At 58.3% G+C, this 22,269-nt stretch carries 29 protein-coding genes; 8 read left to right on the forward strand and 21 right to left on the reverse strand.

Annotated elements, in window-relative coordinates; genetic code table 11:
- Positions 1 to 2: 2 nt before the first annotated feature.
- From ACZ5C3_RS20675 to ACZ5C3_RS20685, 3 genes are all read right to left on the reverse strand, one after another.
- Positions 3 to 662: a DsbA family oxidoreductase gene (locus ACZ5C3_RS20675; protein ID WP_464032604.1), complete on the reverse strand. Its 660-nt coding sequence runs from the start codon at positions 660 to 662 to the stop codon at positions 3 to 5.
- Positions 663 to 740: 78 nt separating this feature from the next.
- Positions 741 to 1,298: a hypothetical protein gene (locus ACZ5C3_RS20680; RefSeq protein ID WP_464032606.1), complete on the reverse strand. Its 558-nt coding sequence runs from the start codon at positions 1,296 to 1,298 to the stop codon at positions 741 to 743.
- 80 nt (positions 1,299 to 1,378) lie between these two features.
- Positions 1,379 to 2,200 carry a helix-turn-helix domain-containing protein gene (locus tag ACZ5C3_RS20685; RefSeq protein WP_464032607.1) on the reverse strand — a complete coding sequence of 274 codons (822 nt, stop codon included), beginning with the start codon at positions 2,198 to 2,200 and terminating at the stop codon, positions 1,379 to 1,381.
- A 112-nt stretch (positions 2,201 to 2,312) separates the two neighbouring features.
- On the opposite strand from ACZ5C3_RS20685, the gene ACZ5C3_RS20690 reads away from it, so the two are divergent.
- Positions 2,313 to 2,714, forward strand: a complete 402-nt coding sequence (locus ACZ5C3_RS20690; protein ID WP_464032608.1) for a hypothetical protein — start codon at positions 2,313 to 2,315, stop codon at positions 2,712 to 2,714.
- 77 nt (positions 2,715 to 2,791) lie between these two features.
- On the opposite strand, the gene ACZ5C3_RS20695 is transcribed toward ACZ5C3_RS20690, so the two are convergent.
- Entirely contained in the window at positions 2,792 to 3,457 is a 666-nt protein-coding gene (locus ACZ5C3_RS20695) for an SET domain-containing protein (RefSeq protein WP_464032610.1), read from the reverse strand.
- Positions 3,458 to 3,639: 182 nt separating this feature from the next.
- Here ACZ5C3_RS20695 and ACZ5C3_RS20700 point away from each other — a divergent pair, with 182 nt between their 5' ends.
- Positions 3,640 to 4,245 (forward strand): hypothetical protein, encoded by a 606-nt coding sequence (locus ACZ5C3_RS20700; protein WP_464038391.1) that lies wholly within the window; start codon positions 3,640 to 3,642, stop codon positions 4,243 to 4,245.
- Positions 4,246 to 4,816: 571 nt separating this feature from the next.
- Here ACZ5C3_RS20700 and ACZ5C3_RS20705 read toward each other — a convergent pair.
- Entirely contained in the window at positions 4,817 to 5,452 is a 636-nt protein-coding gene (locus ACZ5C3_RS20705; RefSeq protein WP_464032612.1) for a DUF6321 domain-containing protein, read from the reverse strand.
- Between the two features lie 35 nt (positions 5,453 to 5,487).
- Positions 5,488 to 6,246 (reverse strand): TetR/AcrR family transcriptional regulator, encoded by a 759-nt coding sequence (locus ACZ5C3_RS20710; RefSeq protein WP_464038392.1) that lies wholly within the window; start codon positions 6,244 to 6,246, stop codon positions 5,488 to 5,490.
- 117 nt (positions 6,247 to 6,363) lie between these two features.
- On the opposite strand from ACZ5C3_RS20710, the gene ACZ5C3_RS20715 reads away from it, so the two are divergent.
- Together ACZ5C3_RS20715 and ACZ5C3_RS20720 are read left to right on the forward strand one after the other, a co-directional pair.
- Entirely contained in the window at positions 6,364 to 6,936 is a 573-nt protein-coding gene (locus ACZ5C3_RS20715) for a hypothetical protein (RefSeq protein ID WP_464032613.1), read from the forward strand.
- Positions 6,937 to 6,992: 56 nt separating this feature from the next.
- On the forward strand, positions 6,993 to 7,304 hold the full coding sequence (locus ACZ5C3_RS20720; RefSeq protein ID WP_464032614.1) for a septation protein IspZ: 312 nt from the start codon (positions 6,993 to 6,995) through the stop codon (positions 7,302 to 7,304).
- Positions 7,305 to 7,432: 128 nt separating this feature from the next.
- On the opposite strand, the gene ACZ5C3_RS20725 is transcribed toward ACZ5C3_RS20720, so the two are convergent.
- Both ACZ5C3_RS20725 and ACZ5C3_RS20730 read right to left on the reverse strand, forming a co-directional pair.
- Positions 7,433 to 7,741 (reverse strand): PilZ domain-containing protein, encoded by a 309-nt coding sequence (locus ACZ5C3_RS20725; RefSeq protein ID WP_464038393.1) that lies wholly within the window; start codon positions 7,739 to 7,741, stop codon positions 7,433 to 7,435.
- Positions 7,742 to 7,895: 154 nt separating this feature from the next.
- Positions 7,896 to 8,492: a cysteine hydrolase family protein gene (locus ACZ5C3_RS20730; protein WP_464032615.1), complete on the reverse strand. Its 597-nt coding sequence runs from the start codon at positions 8,490 to 8,492 to the stop codon at positions 7,896 to 7,898.
- 173 nt (positions 8,493 to 8,665) lie between these two features.
- Here ACZ5C3_RS20730 and ACZ5C3_RS20735 point away from each other — a divergent pair, with 173 nt between their 5' ends.
- Positions 8,666 to 8,962: a hypothetical protein gene (locus ACZ5C3_RS20735; RefSeq protein WP_464032617.1), complete on the forward strand. Its 297-nt coding sequence runs from the start codon at positions 8,666 to 8,668 to the stop codon at positions 8,960 to 8,962.
- 49 nt (positions 8,963 to 9,011) lie between these two features.
- Here the strand turns inward: ACZ5C3_RS20735 and ACZ5C3_RS20740 are convergent, their stop codons facing one another.
- Together ACZ5C3_RS20740 and ACZ5C3_RS20745 are read right to left on the reverse strand one after the other, a co-directional pair.
- The gene (locus ACZ5C3_RS20740) at positions 9,012 to 9,338 is read right to left on the reverse strand and encodes a hypothetical protein (RefSeq protein WP_464032619.1); all 327 of its coding nucleotides are present in this window, start codon (positions 9,336 to 9,338) and stop codon (positions 9,012 to 9,014) included.
- A gap of 113 nt (positions 9,339 to 9,451) precedes the next feature.
- Positions 9,452 to 11,104 carry a fumarate hydratase gene (locus tag ACZ5C3_RS20745; RefSeq protein WP_464032620.1) on the reverse strand — a complete coding sequence of 551 codons (1,653 nt, stop codon included), beginning with the start codon at positions 11,102 to 11,104 and terminating at the stop codon, positions 9,452 to 9,454.
- A gap of 203 nt (positions 11,105 to 11,307) precedes the next feature.
- On the opposite strand from ACZ5C3_RS20745, the gene ACZ5C3_RS20750 reads away from it, so the two are divergent.
- Entirely contained in the window at positions 11,308 to 11,817 is a 510-nt protein-coding gene (locus ACZ5C3_RS20750; protein WP_464032622.1) for a hypothetical protein, read from the forward strand.
- Positions 11,818 to 11,920: 103 nt separating this feature from the next.
- Positions 11,921 to 12,403, forward strand: a complete 483-nt coding sequence (locus ACZ5C3_RS20755; protein ID WP_464032624.1) for a hypothetical protein — start codon at positions 11,921 to 11,923, stop codon at positions 12,401 to 12,403.
- 85 nt (positions 12,404 to 12,488) lie between these two features.
- Here the strand turns inward: ACZ5C3_RS20755 and ACZ5C3_RS20760 are convergent, their stop codons facing one another.
- A complete protein-coding gene (locus ACZ5C3_RS20760; RefSeq protein ID WP_464032626.1) occupies positions 12,489 to 12,884 on the reverse strand; it encodes a VOC family protein in 396 nt (131 codons plus the stop codon).
- Positions 12,885 to 13,005: 121 nt separating this feature from the next.
- On the reverse strand, positions 13,006 to 13,350 hold the full coding sequence (locus tag ACZ5C3_RS20765; RefSeq protein ID WP_464032628.1) for a hypothetical protein: 345 nt from the start codon (positions 13,348 to 13,350) through the stop codon (positions 13,006 to 13,008).
- Positions 13,351 to 13,476: 126 nt separating this feature from the next.
- Between ACZ5C3_RS20765 and ACZ5C3_RS20770 the strand changes: the two genes are divergently transcribed.
- Complete coding sequence (locus tag ACZ5C3_RS20770) at positions 13,477 to 13,917, forward strand: PPC domain-containing DNA-binding protein (RefSeq protein WP_464032630.1); 441 nt, start codon at positions 13,477 to 13,479, stop codon at positions 13,915 to 13,917.
- A 12-nt stretch (positions 13,918 to 13,929) separates the two neighbouring features.
- Here the strand turns inward: ACZ5C3_RS20770 and ACZ5C3_RS20775 are convergent, their stop codons facing one another.
- From ACZ5C3_RS20775 to flgC, 9 genes are all read right to left on the reverse strand, one after another.
- On the reverse strand, positions 13,930 to 14,337 hold the full coding sequence (locus tag ACZ5C3_RS20775) for a (R)-mandelonitrile lyase (RefSeq protein ID WP_464044243.1): 408 nt from the start codon (positions 14,335 to 14,337) through the stop codon (positions 13,930 to 13,932).
- Positions 14,338 to 14,439: 102 nt separating this feature from the next.
- Positions 14,440 to 15,141 (reverse strand): glutathione S-transferase, encoded by a 702-nt coding sequence (locus ACZ5C3_RS20780; protein ID WP_464032632.1) that lies wholly within the window; start codon positions 15,139 to 15,141, stop codon positions 14,440 to 14,442.
- Between the two features lie 195 nt (positions 15,142 to 15,336).
- A complete protein-coding gene (locus ACZ5C3_RS20785) occupies positions 15,337 to 16,293 on the reverse strand; it encodes a Tim44 domain-containing protein (RefSeq protein WP_464032634.1) in 957 nt (318 codons plus the stop codon).
- 138 nt (positions 16,294 to 16,431) lie between these two features.
- Positions 16,432 to 18,996, reverse strand: coding sequence for a cell cycle histidine kinase CckA (gene cckA / locus ACZ5C3_RS20790; protein ID WP_464032636.1), 2,565 nt, complete (start codon positions 18,994 to 18,996; stop codon positions 16,432 to 16,434).
- A gap of 248 nt (positions 18,997 to 19,244) precedes the next feature.
- The gene (gene flhB / locus ACZ5C3_RS20795; protein WP_464032638.1) at positions 19,245 to 20,321 is read right to left on the reverse strand and encodes a flagellar biosynthesis protein FlhB; all 1,077 of its coding nucleotides are present in this window, start codon (positions 20,319 to 20,321) and stop codon (positions 19,245 to 19,247) included.
- Positions 20,322 to 20,330: 9 nt separating this feature from the next.
- Entirely contained in the window at positions 20,331 to 21,101 is a 771-nt protein-coding gene (fliR, locus tag ACZ5C3_RS20800; RefSeq protein WP_464032640.1) for a flagellar biosynthetic protein FliR, read from the reverse strand.
- A gap of 44 nt (positions 21,102 to 21,145) precedes the next feature.
- Positions 21,146 to 21,409 (reverse strand): flagellar biosynthesis protein FliQ, encoded by a 264-nt coding sequence (gene fliQ, locus ACZ5C3_RS20805; protein WP_464032642.1) that lies wholly within the window; start codon positions 21,407 to 21,409, stop codon positions 21,146 to 21,148.
- A gap of 40 nt (positions 21,410 to 21,449) precedes the next feature.
- Positions 21,450 to 21,827 carry a flagellar hook-basal body complex protein FliE gene (locus ACZ5C3_RS20810; RefSeq protein ID WP_464032644.1) on the reverse strand — a complete coding sequence of 126 codons (378 nt, stop codon included), beginning with the start codon at positions 21,825 to 21,827 and terminating at the stop codon, positions 21,450 to 21,452.
- A gap of 17 nt (positions 21,828 to 21,844) precedes the next feature.
- The gene (gene flgC, locus ACZ5C3_RS20815) at positions 21,845 to 22,267 is read right to left on the reverse strand and encodes a flagellar basal body rod protein FlgC (RefSeq protein ID WP_464032646.1); all 423 of its coding nucleotides are present in this window, start codon (positions 22,265 to 22,267) and stop codon (positions 21,845 to 21,847) included.
- Positions 22,268 to 22,269: the final 2 nt, after the last annotated feature.

The following is a 22,269-nucleotide window of genomic DNA, read 5'->3' on the forward strand; positions in this document are numbered from 1 at the left end:
GCCTAAACCTTAGCGTCCATTTCCGCCGCCACCTGCCGGATGGCTAACGCAAGCTGGTCCGCCGGTTGCGCGCCGGAAATGGCGTATTTGTTGCCGAGAATGAATGTCGGCACGCCGGAAATTCCTTTGTCCGAAGCCTCTTTCGCCTGCTCGGAAACGAGATCGACATCGTCGTTCGTGCCGAGACGTTGACGCACGACATCAGGGTTCATACCGATGTCGGCAGCTGCCTGCACCAGCACGTTGATATTTGTCAGATCGCCCCCGTCCCGGAAATAAAGCTCCATCAGACGCTGCTTCATCGCCGCGGCCTTGCCTTCCGACTCGGCCCAATGGATCAGGCGATGGCTATCGATGGTATTGGGCTGACGCTTCATCAAGTCCGAATTGTATTCAAGCCCCTCTTCCGCCGCAGCGGCACCCACACGGCCTGCAATTCCCTTGTAGGCGTCGACCGAGCCGAACTTGGTCTCGAGATACTTGTCGCGGTCGATGCCCTCGCGGGGCACCCACGGATTGAGGAAGAACGGCCGCCACCGAACCTCCACAGGGACATCCTTCACCTGAGCGAGCGCATCCTCGATACGACGCTTGCCGATGTAGCACCAGGGGCACACAACATCGGATACGATATCGATCTGTAACGGCTTAGCGGCGCTCATAGGAAACCTCCGGAAGGTGAACGGGAGATAGGACCTTGTCGGCTTGAAGCAAGGCTGGAAGCCTCTGTAAGGCCCGCTTCAGCGATCCGGAGCGATCGGTCGGGAATGTTTGACAAAGGCTTCCAGTCTTCCGAAGCCTTCCGTCCGGGGCATATCTTTCACAGCCTCCTCAGGCATGCACCAGGGATAAGGCAGCTTGGCGAGCCAGTTCATGGTCGGAACGAGCGTGGCCTCCGGCAGGCTTTCCATCACATCGATCGTGATGACGAGCTTCTCGACTAACCCTTGATGGGTGCCTGAGAAAAACCAGTCATAGCGCCCGCAGCCGACGCGCACCTTGCCATCTGCCTTGGCGGACATTCCGACTAGCCAGTGGCACGGAAAATGGCGCAGGTTCGCCTCCGTGGGGCGCGATAGACAGACCGTATAGACATTCTCGTAGTCGATGCCGAAACGCCGGATCAGAACGTTCTCGATCTCGCTCAATCCTTTGGCCGAGCTCGGAAAGGAGATGGTGTCGGTCTTCAGCAGCATTTCAAGGCTGGCATCCTCGGCAAAGGCGTGCCGCATCAGGAACGGCCGGTTGTTGTCTTTGGCGAGAATATAGGTCGCAACGGCATCTGAAGGCGTGGGCATTGCAATGGTCCGGTGGCGCGGGAATGGTTTAGAGTACAAACTTCTTTTAGACGATGCCGGACGAGATGCAAACGACGTGCTCAGCGCGACTGCATGGCTTGCAAGGCTTCTGCCGTCACGTCATCGGCCGGAAAGAAGGCCTCCAGAGCAAGCTCGGACAGGGTGACGTCCACCGGCGTACCAAAAACCATCGTGGTCGAGATGAAGCTCAGGACGTCGTTATTGCCCATGCGAATTTGCAGAGGCACGAGAACCGCTTCGCCTGCTCCGTGGCGTGGCGTCTTGCGCGCCGGGATAGGATAGGCCCTCAACTCTTCATGCAGTGCGATGAGCACTGGATCTGCGGTCGCCTCACACTGACGGTGCAGCCGCTCGAGAAGATGCGCGCCCCACTCCGCAAGATTGACGATGCGTGGTGCAATGCCTTCAGGATGAAGACTGACACGCAAGACATTCAACGGTGATGTCAACAGCGATGGCGCAACACCGTCGAGCAGTGGATTGACCATCTGGTTGGCCGCAACCAGATTCCAGTGGCGGTCGATCGCCAGTGCGGGATACGGCTCATGCGCCTGCAGCACGGTCTCCATCGCCTGACGCGCCGCGGTGAGCGCCGGATCATCAAGCGCACGATTTGGAAATGCCGGCGCAAAACCTGCCGCGACCAGAAGCACATTGCGTTCGCGCAAAGGGATATCCAGGCGCTCAGCCAACCGCAGCACCATGTCACGCGATGGCGCAGCGCGCCCCGTCTCCACGAAGCTCAAATGCCGCGCTGAGATCTCCGCATCGCCCGCAAGATCAAGTTGACTGAGATGACGGCGCTGCCGCCATTCGCGCAGGTGTTCGCCGATGTGAGCGGGCTTTGCCGATCGGCGCGCTGCTAGCTGTGTTGCCATCATAACGAAAACCTAGCACGCGACTTTCACAGGTTCCATTACCTGAGAGGTAATCGCTTTCGGTCGCTTCGCCCCGCATCATGAGTCCACTGCAAACCGATATCAGGAGACTCTCATGATCAATCCGTCGCTCTTTCTTCGCCGCGCCATCCAGGCCGATGCCCTTGTCAGTGGCGCAATGGCGCTTCTACTGGTCGCTGGTGCCGGCGTACTCGCGTCCCTCCTCAGCTTGCCTGAAGCATTTCTTCGCAACACCGGGCTTGTTCTGGTGGTCTATGCGGCGCTGGTCGGCTTCCTCGGCGCGCGCAGCGTGATGCCAAAAATAGCCATCTGGGCCGTGATTGCCGTCAACGCGGTGTGGACCGTGGACAGCATCGCGCTTTTGCCGAGCGGCTGGGTCTCACCCAATCTGCTTGGCCAAGCCTTTATCGTGATGCAAGCCATCGCCGTCGGTGTGTTTGCCGAGCTGCAGTTTATCGGCTTGCGCAAGAGCAGCGCCCCTCTCGCAATTGGCTAAACAGTCCGCTCAAAAGAAAATCGCGTTCGTGATATCCGGTCACGAACGCGATTTTGTGTGAAGGACTGGTGCGACAGTCAGCGCTCGACGCGATTTCCCCGCACCGTACTCTTTGATGAGCGGCGAGTCGCCAGCGGACCGGTTCGCGAAGCCTTGGTCTTGGTCGGCTTGCCGGTGCCACGCGCATGCGCGTTCGCGACATTTGCCGCAGCCTTCGACGTCACCTTCTTCGCTTTGGGTGCCTTGGCCTTCTCCGCAAGCTTTTGGGCCTTCTTCTCAGCCTTCAGCTTCAGCCGGAGTTTTTCGGCACGCTCTTCAGCGCGCTTCTTCTTGCGCTTTTTCTCGCAGGAATCGCACTTGCAGCCGATCGGTTTCAGGAAAATCTTGAAGTAGTCCGTGCCGTAATCGTAGTTGATCTCTTCGCCCGGTTCGATGCTCTTGACCGCGCGAATGACGACCTTGCGCTTGCGGGCATTGACGTCCGACTCTGCGTTCGGCTTGCACGAGTGATTGATGTAGCGCGCGATGTTCTTGCGGGTAGAACCATCGATGGTCCACCGATTGTTGATTTCGAACAAATACTTGTTGTCGATGTCGTCGTGTTTTTTGTTCTTCGAGTCCAGCAATGGCCCCATGTAACGGATGATCTTGTCACCCTTCTTGATCTTTTTCGTCGCGAAAAGACCAAGGCCGGTCTTGGAGCGGCCAATGCGATAAGGCTTATTCGGGGAAATTTCGGGCATGGATCACTGAACTATTGACGAGGGATGCTAGGTTTCGTTGTAGAGCGATTCCGAACATGAGTCATGTTTTTCGCGTCAAAACACCGAACGATTCACACGTGAGAGCGACAAATAACTGCAATAGGCGTCAACACCGTCCTCTGAAGCGGGTTCCATTCATGTCTCATAAATCCGTAAAACTCATGACGACGGCTGCCATTGCGCTGACACTTGGCAACGGGAGCCCGTCAGGCGCAGCTTCCGCGCAAGGCGCCCCAAACGTCAGCACTTACACATCGACTGCTGAGAGAGACTGCCGGAAGATTTCAAGGGGCCAAACACCTGATGATGGCGGGACATGGCTTTGTAAGGGGCTTTCAGGACTGATTGTCGTCCTGAGCGAAAGCGACTTGCGTGAAACGGTATCCGCCGGTCGTAATCGAAAGGCCGCGGAGGATGAGCCCGCAGCCAGCGCTTGGTTCGGCCCGTTTAGTTCGACTACGCCAACGATTGAGTGGCGCTCACCCAAGGAGGGACGGCCATTTGCAATGATCCAGCGCTGGCATCTCGCGGACATTGCGGATGAGGACAAGGCGGGCCGCCCGATCTCCAAACAAATGCTGGTCGTGACGAGACTTCCGCCCGGCGCGGTGTGCCACGTCGCCTATATCGACGTAAAAGCCAATGCCAATGCCAACGACCTGGCCCGGGAAGCCGCCGATAGGCTCGCGCGCGATTTCAAATGCGGGGCAGATAAGGTCAAGGCGTTCGGCACAAGCGGGCGCGCAACCGAACTGGCGTTGCCGTAGCTCCTTTCTGGCGCCTTCTGCCGCCTCACGCGGTTGAAGCAGCCAGATCTGGAGTGACGCCCCCCTGAGACTAATGAGCATATTATTGACACTTATAGACATTAAAAAGATCAAATAACGCCTTAGGGTGACACCTGCATTCGTTGCTTCCCTTCAACAAAGGAGTGTCACCATGTCCCGTATTTCTTCCTTGTCTCGCAGCCACCATGCAGCGCTGATTGCAGCAACTCTCATCATCGGTTCAGCAGCGCCAGCGCTGGCCGCAGACCACAACAATGGATCCAGAATTGTGCTGGCAGATGCACGCGTCAACGGTGCTGCCGAACAAAGTCGTGAAGTCGCCAGCGTAGCGCCTTTTCCTAACGAAAATGGCGCCCACCGTCTTCCGGTGCAGAGGCCTTGGCCCGCACCAGTTGGTCACCGCCAACCTCGCGTGAGTGACGTTCCCGTCAATATCCAATTGTCATCGACCGAACGTGAAGAACAACGACGGGACAGAGAGCTCGACGCAAAGCTCGTCATCTGCCGCGGTTGCTGAAGATGACACCTGCCAAACAGATCGCACGCGCTTTTATCGCTTTGATGATCGTGCGTGCGGACCTTTCTTGATGCGCTGATAGCGTGCCAGCAACCTCTCTCCTCTTGCGGCGATCTTTCTTGCTTCAGCCACCGTCCTTGGCACCGGCTCCCCCCATGCGTGAGCCGACAATGCGTGTCGCGTCGATTTTCCGTTGGCGTCCACAAGGGGCGGCAGCTTTTTGCGGCCATAAAATCGTACGGCCCAGCTGCCTTTGCGCCTCATATCCGATGGCGTCATTTCCGACGCCTTCTTCTTCACACCTGACTTGAGATGAGCACCCTCCTTCTTTGCAAAAGCCCTGCGACCAGCCGCAGTCAGCCCCCCACGCGGATCTTTTTCCCGCGAGGTGCTGGAGCGTTTGCGAACGGTTTTTCGGATAGCGGATTTATGAGCCGCACGTTTGCGCCCTACACGCTTCTTGCTCGCCTTTTTCGCTGACTTTTTGCCGGATGACTTTGATGCCGACGCCATGCGCATGTTGTCCACGAGATTGGGATAGCGCCGTCCGGCCTTGCGCGCGCGTGCCTTGGCAGCGGCTTTCTTGGCTGGCGTCAGGTGCTTGGACGCCTTGCCTGCTCGCTTGCGCGGATTGGGCCGTTTCCAGGGAGCTCGCGCCTTCCTTGCCATACCCCTTCAACGCACGAATGCGTGAAGGGTTCGCATCACGATTCGGCAGGCCGATCCGATTTGAGCATCGCCGCCAGCAACATCTCTTCGGTCGTCCCCGGCGGCAAAGCATTCAGAATGTGACGCAGCCTTCCGTCCAGATGCAACATGGCGAAGCCGTGCACCATGGACCAGATGCGCGCGATGTCCGCAGCCTGCGCCAAGGTCAGATGGTCCGTCGAAATGTCTTCATGACGCCTGGCGCTGACGATCGAAGCCAGCTTCGTGAATGCGTTTTCACGCGCCTCGTGGAGCGCGGGCCGGTTGTGATCCAGGCGTTCAGCGCGAAACATCAACTGAAACATGCAGGGATTGTTTTGGGCAAATGCAACATAGGCGTTAGCCCTGCCCTCGGCCTGAGCATCCGGGGTGGATCCTGCGGCTTGCGCTCCCGCATCCAGAGCGTCGGAGAACCGCTTGAAGCCGATGGCTGCCAGTTCGCTGAGCAAGCCCGAGACGTCGCCGAAATGATGGGCAGGCGCCGCATGCGAAACGCCGGCCTCGCGCGCGACGGCGCGCAATGTCAGACCGTTAATGCCTTCGCGCTCTGCAACCCGTTTGGCTGCCTTGAGCAACGCCTCATGCAAATCGCCGTGATGATACGGTTGCTGGCGATCAGATTTTTGCTCCGATTTGTGATCAGCCACGGCTTCCTTGTGATCGACAACTGGCTTTCTCGCCACAGATGACGCTTTATTTGGCGTCTTCGTAGGCTTCGAAACCTTTTCTCGTTTTGTCGCGCCCTGAGCACCCATGAACGCAATGTAGAGATGCATTTTTACACTGTCAAGATTTTCCTTGACGGATCACCCGGCGCCCTTTAAATGCATCTTTACATCGTCAAGATATTTCTCCCGATGGGGAGCTCCGAGATGACACTGTTTTTGATCCTTGCCCCGTTCGCGACCTTCGCCACTCTGATGATGTTGACGACAGTCAAGATCAGCCTTGTGGCTTCGGCTGTTGTCGCCCTTGGAATCTTCGGCTGGGATCTCGTCAAGGGCCGCTCGATCAAGCTTCTTTCGGCCGGGGCAGTTGTGCTGTTCGTGGCACTTTGTGGCTATCACTTGCTCGCAACGGAACTCAGTCCAACGACAGCGCGCCTCTTTGTTGACAGCACCGTCGTTGCGATCGCTCTGGGATCGATCGCCATCCGGCTTCCCTTCACTTTGCAGTATGCGCGTGAGCGGGTTGACGCTGACACACAACGATTACCGCGATTTGTTCGCACCAACTACATCCTGACCTGGGTTTGGTCCGCAGCATTTGTCCTGATGCTGGCGGTGGATGTGATGACGATTTACCTTCCGAGCATTCCACTCTGGATATGCGCTGCCGTGGCTTTCGTTGCTCGCAACAGCGCGACCTACTTCACACAATGGTATCCGAAGCACGTTCGTGCGGCTGTGGCACAACACCCAGATAAAACCGCATTGGCGAGTTGATCCGGAATCTGAAAGAGCGCCAGTGCCGCGTAGATAACCGATCTGAGAGTAACACCATGTTCTATCTTCTCCGCCGGCTGCTTGTCGGATTCCTATCAACCATCGTCTTCTTCGCCACCTATGTCGCGGTTGGAGACATCCTGTTCGCAGCCATGGCGGCGGTCGCAATGGTGATTGCACAGCTCGTCCTCGGCTGGACTGCATACGGCAGCCGAGGCGGAATAACCTGGGCAAGCCTCGCTGTGGTGCTTATTTTGACCGGAACGACCTTTGCAGGAGAAGACCTGACCACCTCGGCAAACTGGATCTCGAGCCAAAAATTCACGCCGGTCAACGCGACTTGTCGAGCAACACCGCAGAATCTATGACTGCGGAATGATCCGCAGTATTTGTTTTTTCATATTTCGCTGATTGCAAATCCCGCCACGGCTCAGCCCGTGACTCCGCAGCACGCTCAGCCGGAATGGCACGACAGCGCGCCGCCGCGCCCATCCAATCAAATGCGCTTCGGAAACTGAGACCGCTTTGGTTCATCGCGGCCTGCGACGAAGCTAGCACCTAGCCTACCGCTCTCCGTCCAGACTGTCTGACAGCGGCGGTGAGCGCTTCCCGTGGACGACAGCACCAGGAAGAACTCTTTCAGTCCAAAGGTATGATGCTGCTCCGGAAACTGCAGCGAGACCCCAATGTCGGAGACATCGAGCATCTCACAGTCTCGCTGCCAGGTGCCGTCAATCGCCAAAATCTTGACGGAGATACCGCGCGCAAAATTCACACGAGGCTCTCGTCGCCGCTCTTTCTGCATATCGACAACACAAAGCAAGAAATTAATGCTTCGCTGAAGTTAAGGGACACGCTCTAAAATTCAGTAAAAGTTGCCGCTTAAACGTAGGCTTGCATAGATGATACGTGATTGACGCAGACCTCGAAGAAAAACGAGCTAGCGATACATAAAACCGTCAAACACGCCATCGGTCGATGATCGTATCTGTGTTGGCAATTTCAATCTGAATATCGAAGCGCCGCCGATAAAGCGAAAGCAGCGCGTCGTGGGCTTCGTCCGATGAGCTGCATACCGCATCCGCTGCAATGATCACGCGATATCCGTAGTCAACAGCAGCAAGAACAGATGACAGCACGCAAACGTCTGATCCGCTGACGATCAGCGTGTCACATCCACGACCACGCAACTCGGAATGAAGCCGACCATCTGCGAAGGCCGAATAAACTCTCTTGTCGAGGATACCTGCCGGCGGAGCGAAGCGCTCAAGTTCGGGCAACAGGTTCAGCAACCGCGGATCGAGCCTCTCACGTGTGGTCTCCCGCCATTTCTTGTAAAAGGTCGCCCAAGTCCCGGGCAAATCCGACGGACGCTGCGGTGTGATGAAGCGCGTGAATACCGTCCGCTCGGGCGCGCACCCCACCAGATCCACCACGTTCGGTAGAACTCGCTCCATCCACGGCGCGGACCATGGCCCTTCGCGCGAAAATATCCGCTGCATGTCGATGCACAGATGCACCGCCTGCGACGGTATTTCCTGCGTCAGTTCGCCCATTCATGTGCCCGTTCAAGACCAGCCGATGACAAACAGCCGCCTTGCCTGCCGGTTCCGTGTCACCGGACAGAACGAGACAAATTGCTGCGGATAAAGTTCATGCCGCCACCGGGAAATGAGCTATATCGGCTTGAGCGGGCCCAAATTGGGGCAAGGGCAGAGGAGGATAGTAAATGTCTGTTGATGGAAACTGGAAGCTTACCATGAGCACGCCGATGGGCGATCGCGACGCAATGCTTTCACTCACAAGCAACGGCGGCACTTTGACCGGCACCCAGGCAGCCGAAGGCAACGAAGGCGAGATCTTCGAGGGCACGGTGAACGGTAACGATGTCGCCTGGAAGATTTCCATCACCAGCCCGATGCCGCTCACGCTGGCGTTTACCGGCAAGGTTGAGGGCGACGCCATGTCCGGCGACATGGGCATCGGCCCGATGGGCAGCTTCCCGTTCAAGGGCACCCGGGCGTAAACTCTGGAATGGCGGTCTTCAGACATCGCGCGTGTCGCGCGGTGTCTGCTCAACGCTTGCAGCTGGCCTCGGCGCGGCGGCTGAAATCCGCAATCTGGCTATCGACCGCGCTAACATTCTGGGCCTGGTTAGGACCAGTGTCGCAACGGGCAATGACCCCGCGTTGCGCGGTCAGCGCGGCGATATGGCGGCGATAGGCGGAGCACTTTGCCGCCTCGGTGTCGTTCATTACTTTTTCAATAGCGACCCTGGTGCGGCGGACATTCTGGTCCGCGGCGATATGGTCTTGGCGGCAATCCGCCGCCGCTAACCCGATGTTGCAAGCCAGCAGCGTGACACTGGCAGCCAATGCAGTCAGCAGACTCAAACGTCGCATTCCGATCGTCCTCCTCGAGAGAACATATCGCATAACCTCTCCCTGCGAAGACGGGGAGAGGTCAATCCTTTGCATGGTAGCAGCTTAGGAAAATGGCGTCAGCGCTATCACCACTAACCCAGGTTCAACTCCTTGAAGAAGTCGTTGCCCTTGTCATCCATGATGATGAAGGCGGGGAAGTTCTCGACCTCGATACGCCAGATCGCTTCCATGCCAAGCTCCGGATACTCCACGACCTCGACTTTCTTGATGCAATGCTCGGCGAGGTTGGCGGCTGAACCACCGATCGACCCCAGATAGAAGCCACCATACTTCTTACAGGCGTCACGCACCTGCGCTGAACGGTTACCTTTCGCCAACATGACCATCGAGCCGCCCGCGGCCTGGAATTGATCGACGAACGAGTCCATGCGGCCGGCCGTTGTGGGACCGAATGCGCCGGATGCGTAGCCTTCCGGCGTCTTGGCGGGACCTGCGTAATACACCGGATGGTTCTTGAAATAATCCGGCAGCGGCTCACCCTTCTCCAGCCGCTCGCGCAGCTTGGCATGTGCGGAGTCGCGCGCCACGATCATAGTGCCGGTCAACGACAACCGCGTCTTGGTCGGATACTTCGTCAGCGTGGCAAGGATGTCCTTCATCGGCTGGTCGAGGTCGATCTTCACCACTTCACCAGCGAGTGCATTCTCAACCTCGGGCAGATACTTCGCCGGATTATGCTCCAACTCTTCGAGGTACACGCCGTCCTTGGTGATCTTGCCCAGAACCTGACGGTCTGCGGCGCAGGAGACGCCGAGACCGATCGGCAGCGAGGCACCGTGGCGCGGCAGCCGGATGACGCGGACGTCGTGACAGAAATACTTTCCACCGAATTGTGCCCCCACGCCGAGGGACTGGGTCATCTTGTGAATTTCCTGCTCCATCTCGAGGTCGCGGAAGGCATTGCCGTCCGGTGAGCCCTGGGTCGGAAGTTCATCGAGATAACGAGCGGACGCCAGCTTGACCGTCTTCATGCAGAGTTCGGCCGAAGTGCCGCCAATGACAATGGCGAGGTGATAAGGCGGGCAGGCTGCGGTCCCGAGCGTCAGCACCTTCTCCTTGATGAAGGCGTGCAGACGGTCCTTGGTCAGCAGCGACGGCGTACCCTGAAACAGGAAGCTCTTGTTGGCCGACCCGCCGCCCTTCGCCATGAACATAAACTTGTAGGCGTCATCGCCTTCCGCGTAGATCTCGCACTGCGCGGGCATGTTATTGGCGGTGTTCTTTTCCTCGAACATTGAAAGCGGAGCGACCTGCGAGTAACGCAGATTGCGACGCAGGTAGGCATCGCGGGCACCTTCGCTCAAAGCGGCCTCGTCGTCGCCCTCAGTAATGACGTTGGCGCCCTTCTTGCCCATGATGATCGCAGTGCCGGTGTCCTGGCACATCGGCAGGACGCCGCCTGCGGCGATGTTGGCGTTCTTCAGGAAGTCGAAAGCGACGAACTTATCGTTGTCGCTCGCCTCAGGGTCATCGAGGATCTTGCGCAGCTGGGCGAGATGGCCGGGCCGCAGGTAGTGATTGATATCCCCGAATGCGGCTTCCGACAGCGCACGCAATGCGTCCCGCGACACCACCAGCATGTCCCTGCCCAGGACCTTTTCGACCCGGATGCCGTCGCTGGAAATCTTGCGATATGGCGTCTTGTCGGGGCCAAGCGGAAACAACGGGGTGTGCTTATAGGGCGGAACGGCTTTCGGCGTCGGCATGGCAGTGGGGGCGTTCATGGGAATACTCGCGCGTTGGTCGAAAGCGCTGTCTTTTCAGCAACTAAAGCCGATCCGAAGCGCAACCGGGGCTATCTTTGAACCGTTCTAATGCCTTTTCCGACAAAGGAAAGATGTTCGAAGGGCCTGCAGGGCGGCTGTGCACCGTGCGAGGATCGCATGAGCCCGGCGCCGGAAATGCAGCTCAACCTGGAATAACGGCTATGAATTCGATTTCGCTTAACGCCGCAGCTCCTCGGGTGCTCGGCCTATCCATCGTCCTGATCGCGCTTGCCGCCCTCGAGATATTCGATGGCCTCTCCGGCATATCGGTCCTGTTCAGCGACTCCTCCGAAATTCCGACCGGCCTCGGCGGCCTCCTGATCAAGACGCATATCGCAACCCATCCGCTGCTTGGCGTCGTCGCGCTGACGTTCGCGGCGATGGGGCGTGTGCGTTATGCCATCATGGCGCTCGGGATCCTCGTGATGATGGCATGGCTCAGCAATATGCCATCAGTTGTGTTGCGCGGGTTGGACTTCACAGGCCTTTTCAGCACCTTGGAGAGCGTGGCGCGTATCATCGTGTTTCCTCTGATCGGCGCCTGCGCCATCGCCTACGCCGCCCGTAACGAGCATCTTGGCCGGGCCACATGTCTCGTCGCCATCCCGACGCTGTTCGGCGTTCTGAGTGTTATCGCCTTCATCATCGGGATCCGCATCTACGGATTCTGACGCCCTTCACTGGCCCGTAAACGAGAAACAATAGACTTCAACCTACTTGGCTACCCTTGCGCGAAAACCGCGCACGGGTTTCAATAGCCTGGGGGTAAAACACATGACATTCCGTCCATCGTTTTTCAAAACCGCGGCGTTCATCTTCGCCGCATTGCTCGTCACAGCTGTCATAGGCAGCAGCCCTGCCCGCGCCGACCGCTGCGACGACCTTGCAAAACAACTCGCCGCACAAATTACCGGCCTCAAGGTCGGCAAGACGTTGGCGGGCTTGATCTATCTTGAACACCCGGCCGTCACGCAGGCATCACTCGGCTGTTCGAGCCGTAACCGTACCAACGAGGTGTTTGCGTCTACGGACAAGAAAAAACCTGCACCTGAGTTCTATGACTTCGTCGCCACAGCGGCCGCGCAGGTCTTCACTATTCCAAAGCCCGATGCGCTGAATGGTGCGCAGCGATGTGTGAAGCGCACCAACATCATCCGAGGCTACAATATTTCGTCGCGTTACCGCCGCCTCGACATCCACTGCACGGTCGCAAAAGCCGGCGTGCGGATCACGGTGTCGCGGGAGAAGGATGGCTAGTGTCGCGGATTTGAAGTTCGTCCGAATGAAGCCGCGAGCTCGATCAAGAACTTCAAATCCGAGAGCGACACTAGAATCCTAAGTCTTATTGATACTTCTTGTCCCGCTCCAGCAATTCCACCGAAACGCCCTGCGGACCGCGGATGAAGCAGATGCGGATGCCGGGGCGGATGTTATGCGGCTCCTTGGTGAACTCGACGCCCTTTGTTTTGAGTTCAGCCGCGACTGCATCGATATCCTTGACTGACAGCCCGATGTGATCGAGCCCCTGATAGGGCGTCACTGGCGGAGCATTGACTCCATCACCCGGGGTAACCGGCGCGATGAACACGTCAGCGCCTCCCAGCTTGAGATCAATACGCCCGGGGCTGCGCAGGATTTCCGCTCCCAGCATCTGTTCGAACCACTTCGCCGTTGCCTCCGGATCGGGGCTGCGCAGGTGAACATGGTCCCAAGTAAATGAGGGAGTAAATGATGGCATCGGCGTTTCTCCTTTTTGTCGTCCGAATTTTTGTCGGCAGCATAAGAGGAAACGCAAATGGCCGGGTCAAGCCCGGCCATGAGAAAGCTTGGGTATCCCCGCTTAGCGGGCGCGATCAAAATTAGGCCGCAACGCAACTCTTGACATAAACACGGCGGGCGGCGCCGCGGAGCTTTTGGTCGATGGCCTGCTGCAAACAGTCAACGCGGGCCCGCGCCACACACAACTGCATCTGATCACGCGCCTGCGACTTATTGAGGTGCTTTGAAGTGACCGACTGCCGGCACATCTCACGCTTGCCAACACGCACTGGAGCTTTGCCATCGGTTGGAACCGCGTAGGCGAGTTTCGTCGTTCCCTCCGACGCCCCCGAAGCAACAGCACTCGGAAGCGGGTTCTGGGAAATAGCACCGTAGATCGCGAGCCCTAACAGGGCCGCGTAAATGGCGGGGGTTACGATACGCATCGATCCTCCTGCATTTATTGGCGAGCAGCAGACCAGACAGGGCGAATGCGACATCAATGCGGCACGCAATACCACTCGGGAACCTGCCCTGCCCGATTCAGTTCTCCCATTATAGGGAGAAAAGCGATGCAATCCAAGCTGTTACACGAGACGGACGGCCAACGGACCTTCGCCGTAATCCTCTCGACCGGAGAGGAAGTCATGACGAGCCTCAAGCAATTCGTCACACAGCACAGGATCACCGCGGCGCAGATCAGCGCCATCGGCGCGCTCCGCGATGTCGTGCTGCTCTACTTCGACTGGGATAAAAAGGAGTACATGAAAATCCCGATCCGGGAGCAGGTCGAAGTCGCCTCCCTATTGGGCGATGTCGCCGAGGCGGATGGCAAGCCTGCCATTCATCTTCATATTGTCGTCGGCAAACGCGATGGCCACGCCATGGCAGGCCACCTCGGCGAGGCGCATGTGCGCCCTACCTTAGAGGCGATCATCACTGAGAGTCCCGCGCACTTGCGGAAACGGCACGATCCGGAATCAGGGCTCGCGCTGATCCGGACCGACGCCTGAAGTTTCAGTCGATTATCCGCTGACAGGTTCGTTGTACTGCGTGTCAGTCACATGTTCGAGCCACGTCGCCGCGCTTCCATTCTCAGATTCCTGCATCGCAAGATGGGCCATCATCGTGGTCGGCGCCGCACCATGCCAATGCTTCTCGCCTGGCGGAATCCACACAACGTCCCCGGCGCGAATCTCACGTACCGGACCGCCTTCGGTCTGGATACGGCCGCATCCCGCAAGCACATACAGCGTCTGTCCAAGCGGATGGGTGTGCCATGCGGTGCGCGCACCGGGTTCAAACGTCACGCGCGCTGCATTCAGCCGGGCCGGCTGCGGCGCTTCAATCACGGGGTCCTGCCAGACAGTGCCGGTGAAATAACTTGCAGGCGCGCGGCGGGTCGGCACCGAGCCGGACAGCGTGATCTTCATGACAATCTCCTTAGGGCAGGTACGTACAGCATTGCCCGCTCAACGAGCGCTTTGACCGGGCAATGTCAAGACGGGTCGATTCACATTCGCGGAAGCGCAACCTCAGCGATCCAGCACCTTGTAATGACGGAAGATGCCATCCTCATTGAAGGGGATGCGACGATCGCTGGCGAGATAGGCCTTGATGTTCGGCCGCTCCGCCACACGGTCGTGCAGTTCAAGCACGCGTGGCACCTCGCGCTCGAAACGCTTCATCCGCTTTGGAAACGCGTAACGTAGTCCCTCGACCAGTTGAAAGACTGAAAGATCAACGTAACAAACCCTGCGGCCGTTGAGATAAGGGCCCTTGCTCTGCGCAATAAGCTGCTCAAAATAACCGAGAAATTTCGAAACCCGCTCGCTCCAGAATTCATCAGTGCGCCGCTTCGCGGCTGGTCTTTGGTCTTCGTAATAAAGCGTCGGTCCGAGCGGATGATGCGTATCGTGAACTTCCACGACGAAATCGGCGACGGTCAATTGCAGTTGATGCGCCCACAGCTTGCCCGCTTCAGCCTTCGGGGCAAGACCATGCCGTGATCCCAGATACAACAGAATGTTGGCGGTTTGCCCGATGACCAGTTTTCCAGCCTTGAGAAATGGCGGTGCAAATGGCGGCGTCGGCGAGCGTCCGTTCATCAGCGAGATCATTTTGCCGGTGCTGCGGCGCGCGACATCGACATAATCGGCGCCCGCATCCTCCAGCGCCAGACGGACATATTCACCCCGCCCCTGAATGGTGGGCCAATAATAAAGTTCATACCGCATGAAAGGATCCTTGATCCGGTTGCAAGCTGCGATGTCAACACGCAAAGCCGCATCTTGTTCGCACGAGAGCGTTTTCGAGCGAAGTGGGTACCGGTTCGCGTGAAGAAAACGCGTCAATACAAGAATCCAGAGCACCAAACGAAAAGGCGCCGCGCAAGCGCGACGCCTTCATATCGTTTCAATTGATTGAGGAGCTTAGGTCGCCTGGATGGCTGACAGCTCCCAGGTGCCGCCCGGACGGCGCACGAAGGTCCAAACATCCGTCACTTCGGCGGGCGTTTCGCTGCCTTCGACGATGCGGCCGCTGGCGCGCTCGATGGTCTTGTCCACCAATGAGTAGCGCAACGCCACCGTGGCGTATTCGCTCTGACCTTCACGCCATGCTTCCGCAAGGTCGCCTTGCAGGAGCTTCACGTCAGAGACCTTGTTGACCACGCCACGCTGATTGTTGGCCGTGAGGTCTTCGGTGAAATACGACACCATCTCCGGCGTTGCCAACGTGTGCAGCTTGTTGACGTCTTCGTTCGACCACGCGGTCTGGATTTCGCCGAGCAAGCGTTCAAACGTGTCGTAGTCATCCGGCTTGATTTCGAGCGGCGCGCTACCCGAGCCAACACCGAAGCCGAACCCGTTACGCGCGTTGGTCTGCGCGCCGAGATCAGGTGCAGCGTTAGGCTGAGGAGCAGCATTCGCATAGGCTGGCGCGTTACGGCGCTGCCACCACGACATTGCCAATCGCACCACGAGATAGATCAAGCCGATCTGAATGATCAGACCGAAAATCGACGACAGGCTGCCCAGTCCGCCGAACAATCCACCGCCGAACAGCATGCCGAGCAACCCGGCGCCAAGGAAGCCCGCAGCGAGACCGCCGAGCAGACCAGGGCGATTGAAGAAACCGCCGCCGGCCGGCGTCGAAGCAGGCGCTTTCATGCCAGGCTGCGTGATGGAACGCTGCATAGGCTGCGCCACATTTGGCGCCGTCGCTGTTGGCGGAGGCGCGGTAAAAGTGCGCGAGCCACGTGATCCCATGCTCCCGCCACCGCCCGGACGAGCGTCAACGGACGACGTAACGGCAAGCATTAACGGCATCGCCAGAGCCGCAACAACGGCCAAAGTTTTGACGGCGCGCATGCGCTGCGAAAAGTTCATATTCGTTCCCTCATAGCCCTCAAGGGGCATTTATCCCCGGCAAAGGGGACATGCCATAACATGGGCACCGGCGGGCGAAAGGAAAGCGGATTGACACAATAAAGACTGCGGCCCTCAGTCGCGGGCCGCAGTTAAGAATCATGACGAAATTGTCATAGTTTCCTTCACGGCCGCCACAAGTTGGCTCAGCGTGAACGGTTTCGGCAGGAAATTGAACTGCTGGTTCTCAGGCAGGCTCTTTTCGAATGCGTCTTCTGCATAGCCGGAAACGAAGATGATCTTGAGATCAGGGTTTCGTTTGCGCATCTCGACCAGCAAGGTCGGTCCATCCATTTCCGGCATCACGACGTCGGAGACGACGAGATCGATGGCCCCCTGCTCTTGATCTATGATCTCCAAGGCTTCAAGCCCGTTCGCAGCTTCCATCACCGTGTAGCCTCGCGAGCGAAGGCCTCGGGCATTCAGTGAACGCAAACCATCTTCATCCTCAACAAGCAGGATGGTGCCCTGCCCCGTGAGGTCTGGTGCGCGCGACTTGGCAGCCGGAGCTTCGGCTCCCGCGCCGTTCGTGACGACAACCTCCTGCACCTTTTCGACTTCAGGGTAGTGTCGCGGCAGGAAAATGCGGAACGCCGTGCCCTGATTGGCAACGGAATCGACATAAACGAATCCGCCGGTCTGCTTGACGATTCCGTAGACCGTGGAAAGACCGAGACCCGTGCCCTTGCCGACCTCCTTGGTGGAGAAGAACGGCTCAAAAATCTTGTCGAGGATATCGGCAGGGATACCGGTGCCAGTATCGCTGACTTCGATCTGAACATAATCCGCAGCAGGCATGCCCTTGTATTGCAGACGCTCGGCATCGCTCGCTGAGACGTTCGCTGTCCGGATCGTCAGCTTACCGCCATCGGGCATGGCGTCGCGAGCATTCACCGCCAGGTTGACGATGACCTGCTCGAATTGCGAGACGTCAACCTTCACCGGCCACAGATCGCGTCCGTGAACGAAATCAAGCTTCACCTTTTCGCCGATCAGCCGCTTCAGCAGCATGGTCAGATCCGACAGTGCATCGCCCATATCGAGCACTTGGGGACGCAGCGTCTGACGGCGCGAGAACGCCAGCAGTTGCCTAACGAGCGTCGCGGCGCGCGTCGCATTCTGCTTGATCTGCATGATGTCCTGGAACGACGGATCGGTCGGCTTGTGCGCGTTCAGCAGGAAGTCGTTTGCCATCATGATGGCGGAGAGGACGTTGTTGAAATCGTGCGCGATGCCACCGGCGAGTTGTCCCACCGCCTGCATCTTCTGCGACTGAGCGAAATTGGCTTCCAGCGTGCGCTTCTCTGTCGTCTCCAGCAGGTAGACGATCGCGACTTCCGCGTCGCGTGCATCTTGTTCGACCGACGTGACGAAGAATTGTCCCCAGCGCTCTTTGGTGCTGTCCAGCATCGCCTCGACAGGCGAAATATCGCCCTGGCCGTCGGTTGCCTTGTTGATGGCCGCGACCAGCTCCCCACGTTCGCGCTCGCTTACAACCGCGAAGATGGACTTGCTGCCGCCAACGGACGGCGACAAGCTCTGTGTCAGTTTGGCGAAGCGAGCGTTGGCGCGCACGATATTGCCGGCCTTGTCGACGGTCGCGATGGCCATCGGCGTGTGATCGAAGAAGCGCATAAAACGCACTTCAGCCACGCGCTGCGGATCGCCGTGGTCGTCGCGCGCCCGGTTGATGACAAGCGTGCGTGAAGCACCCGGCGTGCCATCGGCGCCGAAAGCAAGTTTATGATAAAGTCGCACCGGCATGGTCTTGCCGTTGCGCATCCGCAGATCGATGTCGAAAACCTCTGTCTTGACCTCGCCCGGCTCCGGCGTAACCGAGGTCAACAGAGATGCACCATCGCCGGAAACGATATCGGCAATCTTCAGGCCGCCGGAACCGATTTCAGCGAGATCGTAATCCAGCCAATTCGCCAATGTCGCATTGACGTAAACCAGCTCGCCTGCCGCATTCACCGAAAAGAAACCGCAGGGCGCGTGATCGAGATACTCGATGGCGTGCTGCAGTTCCTGGAAGACATCTTCCTGCCGCTCGCGATCGCGGGTGATATCGGCAATCGACCAAACGGCGAATTTCGCCTCGCGCTTGCCTGTTCCCAGCGGCCGCACACGCATCCGTAGCCAGCGTCCGTGTGAGCTGTCGACACCGGCGACGCGGACTTCTTCCTGCTGCCGCTTGCCTTCGCGTGCCGCCTTGAGCAAGCGAAACACAGCCTCGGAGACGTCTGGATTGCCGATGAAGACACGCTCCACCGGCCGCACGTCGCTGGCCCCCGACGCGCCGGTGAGCGCCAGATAGGTCGCGTTGGCGTAAACGACATGACCGCGCGGGTCAGTCACCGCAAGACCGTCGAACGCATGATCGGCGATGGGACGGGTGATCGGGTCTTCATTATGACGATCGGCGAAGCGAATGATGCCCGCAGCAAATGCGAACAATGTAAAAAGCCCGACCATTGCCAGCAAAGCCAGAAGGCCGAGAATGTAAGGCTGGGCCTGCGAGCGGCCCAAGGTCATGAACGCAACGGCGGCGGCAACCACAGCCCCGGCCACCAGCAGCACAAGGAAAATGCTACCGCTCCGCCGTGCTGGTTCAAGCACGGGAGCAAAGGAGGAACGCGGATCGTTGCCCGGAACGGTTGTCATCGCATGCTGCCTGCGCGTATCCCGCAAAAGCGGTGACCAGTCTTGTGTTCAGAATACGCAAAAATTATCGGTCCTAGTGTGGCGTCGCGCAATTGCTGGCCTCTCTTGCGGCTAGCCTCTTATCGGCAATTACGAAACAAAGCCACACTAGCATTTTGATTTTGCTAGTGTCCTTTCGAACCTGAGTGCCTGAATCGGGCATCAGGACGCAAGCGGCATAATGGCTGTTCCCTCTGCCATACCGGATATCACCAGCCAAGGCCGGACACTTGGCGCTTGAGGCGCATCACGTAACCGATGACTTCCGCCACCGCGTGATAATGCTCCACCGGAATCTCGCTATCCACATCGACGGTCGCGTGAAGGGCGCGCGCCAGCGGCACGTTCTCGACGATCGGCACGTCATTCGCGGTGGCGACCTCCCTGATCTTGAGCGCGATCGCGTCCACGCCCTTGGCGACACAAATCGGCGCGGGCATTCCGCGATCATACTTCAGCGCAACAGCGTAGTGGGTCGGGTTCGTGATGATCACGGAGGCCGATGGTACCGCCGCCATCATGCGCTTCTTTGCGCGCGCAAATCGGATCTGCTTGATGCGGCCCTTGATGTGCGGATCACCTTCGGCTTGCTTGTATTCTTCCTTGATTTCCTGCAGCGACATCTTCTGCCGTTCGAACCACTGCCGGTATTGGAACAGATAATCCAGGGTGGCAACCACCGCGAGCATGGCAACGACCGTGGACATCAAATGTACCGAGAGCGTCTTGGTGACGGTCAGGATCGACGTCGGATCGAACCGAACCATCGCTTCAAAACGGTGACGTTCCGGCCATAACACCATGACCATGACGGCTCCGACGGCGATGATCTTGAACAGGCCCTTGAGAAAGTTTGCAATAGCCTGCTTCCCGAACATTCGCGCGGCGCCGGCCATCGGGGAGATTTTGCTGAATTTCGGCGACAGTGCTTCCGCTGAAAACACCAGACGATGCTGAACCAGATTGCTGGCGACGCCAGCGATGATCAGCAGCAGGAAAGGAACTCCGAGCGCGCCAATCAGCGCGATTTCAATACTTTTGACGAGCGCAAGAAGGCCTGCCCCATCAACCCGAATCTGATGCGCGTTCATCATCAGGTTTCGCATCGGAGTTTCGATGCCGACGCCGATCGATCCAGAAAACGACGACAGCATCAAGGTCGATCCGGCGATCACGAACCAGGTGTTGACTTCCTGACTTTTGACAACGTCGCCGCGTTCGAGGGCTTCGTCTAGGCGTTTTTGCGTCGGGTCTTCTGTTTTGGAGTCTTTATCCTCGTCGGCCATGGCGTGCCCTTAGCTCCTCGGTGCCAGTTCGTGCATGACGCCGCCGAAATAATCGAGAAACGTCCCCATCATGATGGCAACAACGGCCGCGAGCATCAGGAAGCCGCCCAGGATGGACAACGGCACACCGATGAAGAAAACCTGCATCTGCGGCATCAGACGGGCGAGCACGCCTAACCCCAGATTGAAAACCAGACCGAATACGATGAACGGCGCCGAGAGCTGGATTCCGATTTTGAAGGCTGTCGCAAACGCACGCGTTGCCAGCGAGGCGACGTCGCCGCTCGGCATCAGCTCGCCTGGAGCAAATATGTTGTAGCTCTCATTTAGCGCCGCGATGACAAGATGATGCATGTCGGTGGCGAACAACAACGCCAGCCCGAGGATGGTGAGAAAGTTGCCGATCAGCGCTCCTTGCTGGCCTTGCGTGGGATCCACCGTTGTAACGAAACCCAGTCCGAGTTGCTGCGCGATGACCTGACCAGCGACGGCCAAAGCCGAAAGCGTCACGCGCGCTGTCGCGCCGAGCACGACACCAATGATGATCTCATGAACCAGCAGCACCAGCATGGGCGCCATCGTGGTCATGTTGACGTGATAATCGGAGCGATGAAGCGGCAGTAGGATAAGGGTCAGCGCAAGCGCGATCCCAAGCCGCTGGCGGACCGGAATGTTGACCTCTCCCAAGCCGGGAAGCAACATTACCATGGCGCCGATACGTGCAAAGATAAGCATGAAAGCGGCCGCGAGGGCCGGAAGCATCGAAATATCGATACGCATGGAGGGGGTGCCCAACGCCGGTTCATGTGGTCCCCGACCATGCGCTAGCCGCCGATGATTCGCGACGATATTCGCAACATCTGACTGTTCATGGCATCGGCCATGAACGGCAGCGCCAACACTAACGTAATGAAGATCGCGAGAATCTTCGGCACGAATGCCAGCGTCTGCTCCTGGATTTGCGTCAGCGCCTGAATCAGTGAGATCACAACACCGACAACGAGGGCCACAACCAACAGTGGCGACGAGACCTTGACGATTGTCCAGATCGCGTCGCGCGAGACGTCGAGAACTTCAGGCCCTGTCATGCCTCTCCCCTGTCCGAAAGCACGATGAAGTTGCCGTCAATCAGATCGGCATCTTCATGATGTCTTCGTAGGACTGGATCACCCGGTCCCGCACCGATACAAGCGTCGACACGGCAACGTCGGTCTCCGCCACGGCGGTCACCACGTCCATGACATTGGCCTTGCCCTGCGCCATCGCAACGGATTGGGCATCGGACTTTCGCCCGGCATCCATCACACCGCTGATCGCATCCTTCAGCACCGCGCCGAACGAAGGACCGTTGGACTGTCCGGCTTGCCCGAGGCCACCTTCCATGATGCGGGCGAGATTGGCCGCCGAGGCGCCACCAGCCTCTGCAGGCTTTCCGAGACCTGCTGAAGCGTCGAGAATACGCGCAAGGTTTGCATACGCATTTGCAGCAACTGTTGGTGATGCCATGATTAGAGTCCTTCTTTTCAGGCCTTTAGAATATCGAGCGTGCGCTGGATCATCCGGCGCGTCGCAGAAATGATGTTGAGGTTGGCTTCGTAAGAACGCTGGGCTTCACGCATATCAGTCATTTCCACCAACGAGTTCACGTTGGGGTACTTCACATTACCGTTGGTATCGGCCGCCGGATTGCCGGGCTCGTAACGCGTACGGAAGGCGGAATTGTCGGGCTTGATCCTGCCGAGACTAACAACGCGCGCCTCAAGCGAGCGATCTAGCTCCGAGGAGAACGTCGGCACCTTGCGACGGTAGGGATCTCCGCCGGGTGTCTTTGCGGTCGAGTCGGCGTTGGCGATGTTTTCCGAAATCACGCGCATGCGTCCGGCCTGCGCGCGCAGACCTGAGGTCGAAATGGCCATCGATTTCAGAAAATCGTTCCCGTCACTCATCA

Source organism: Afipia dichlorophenoxyacetatis (assembly GCF_055386385.1).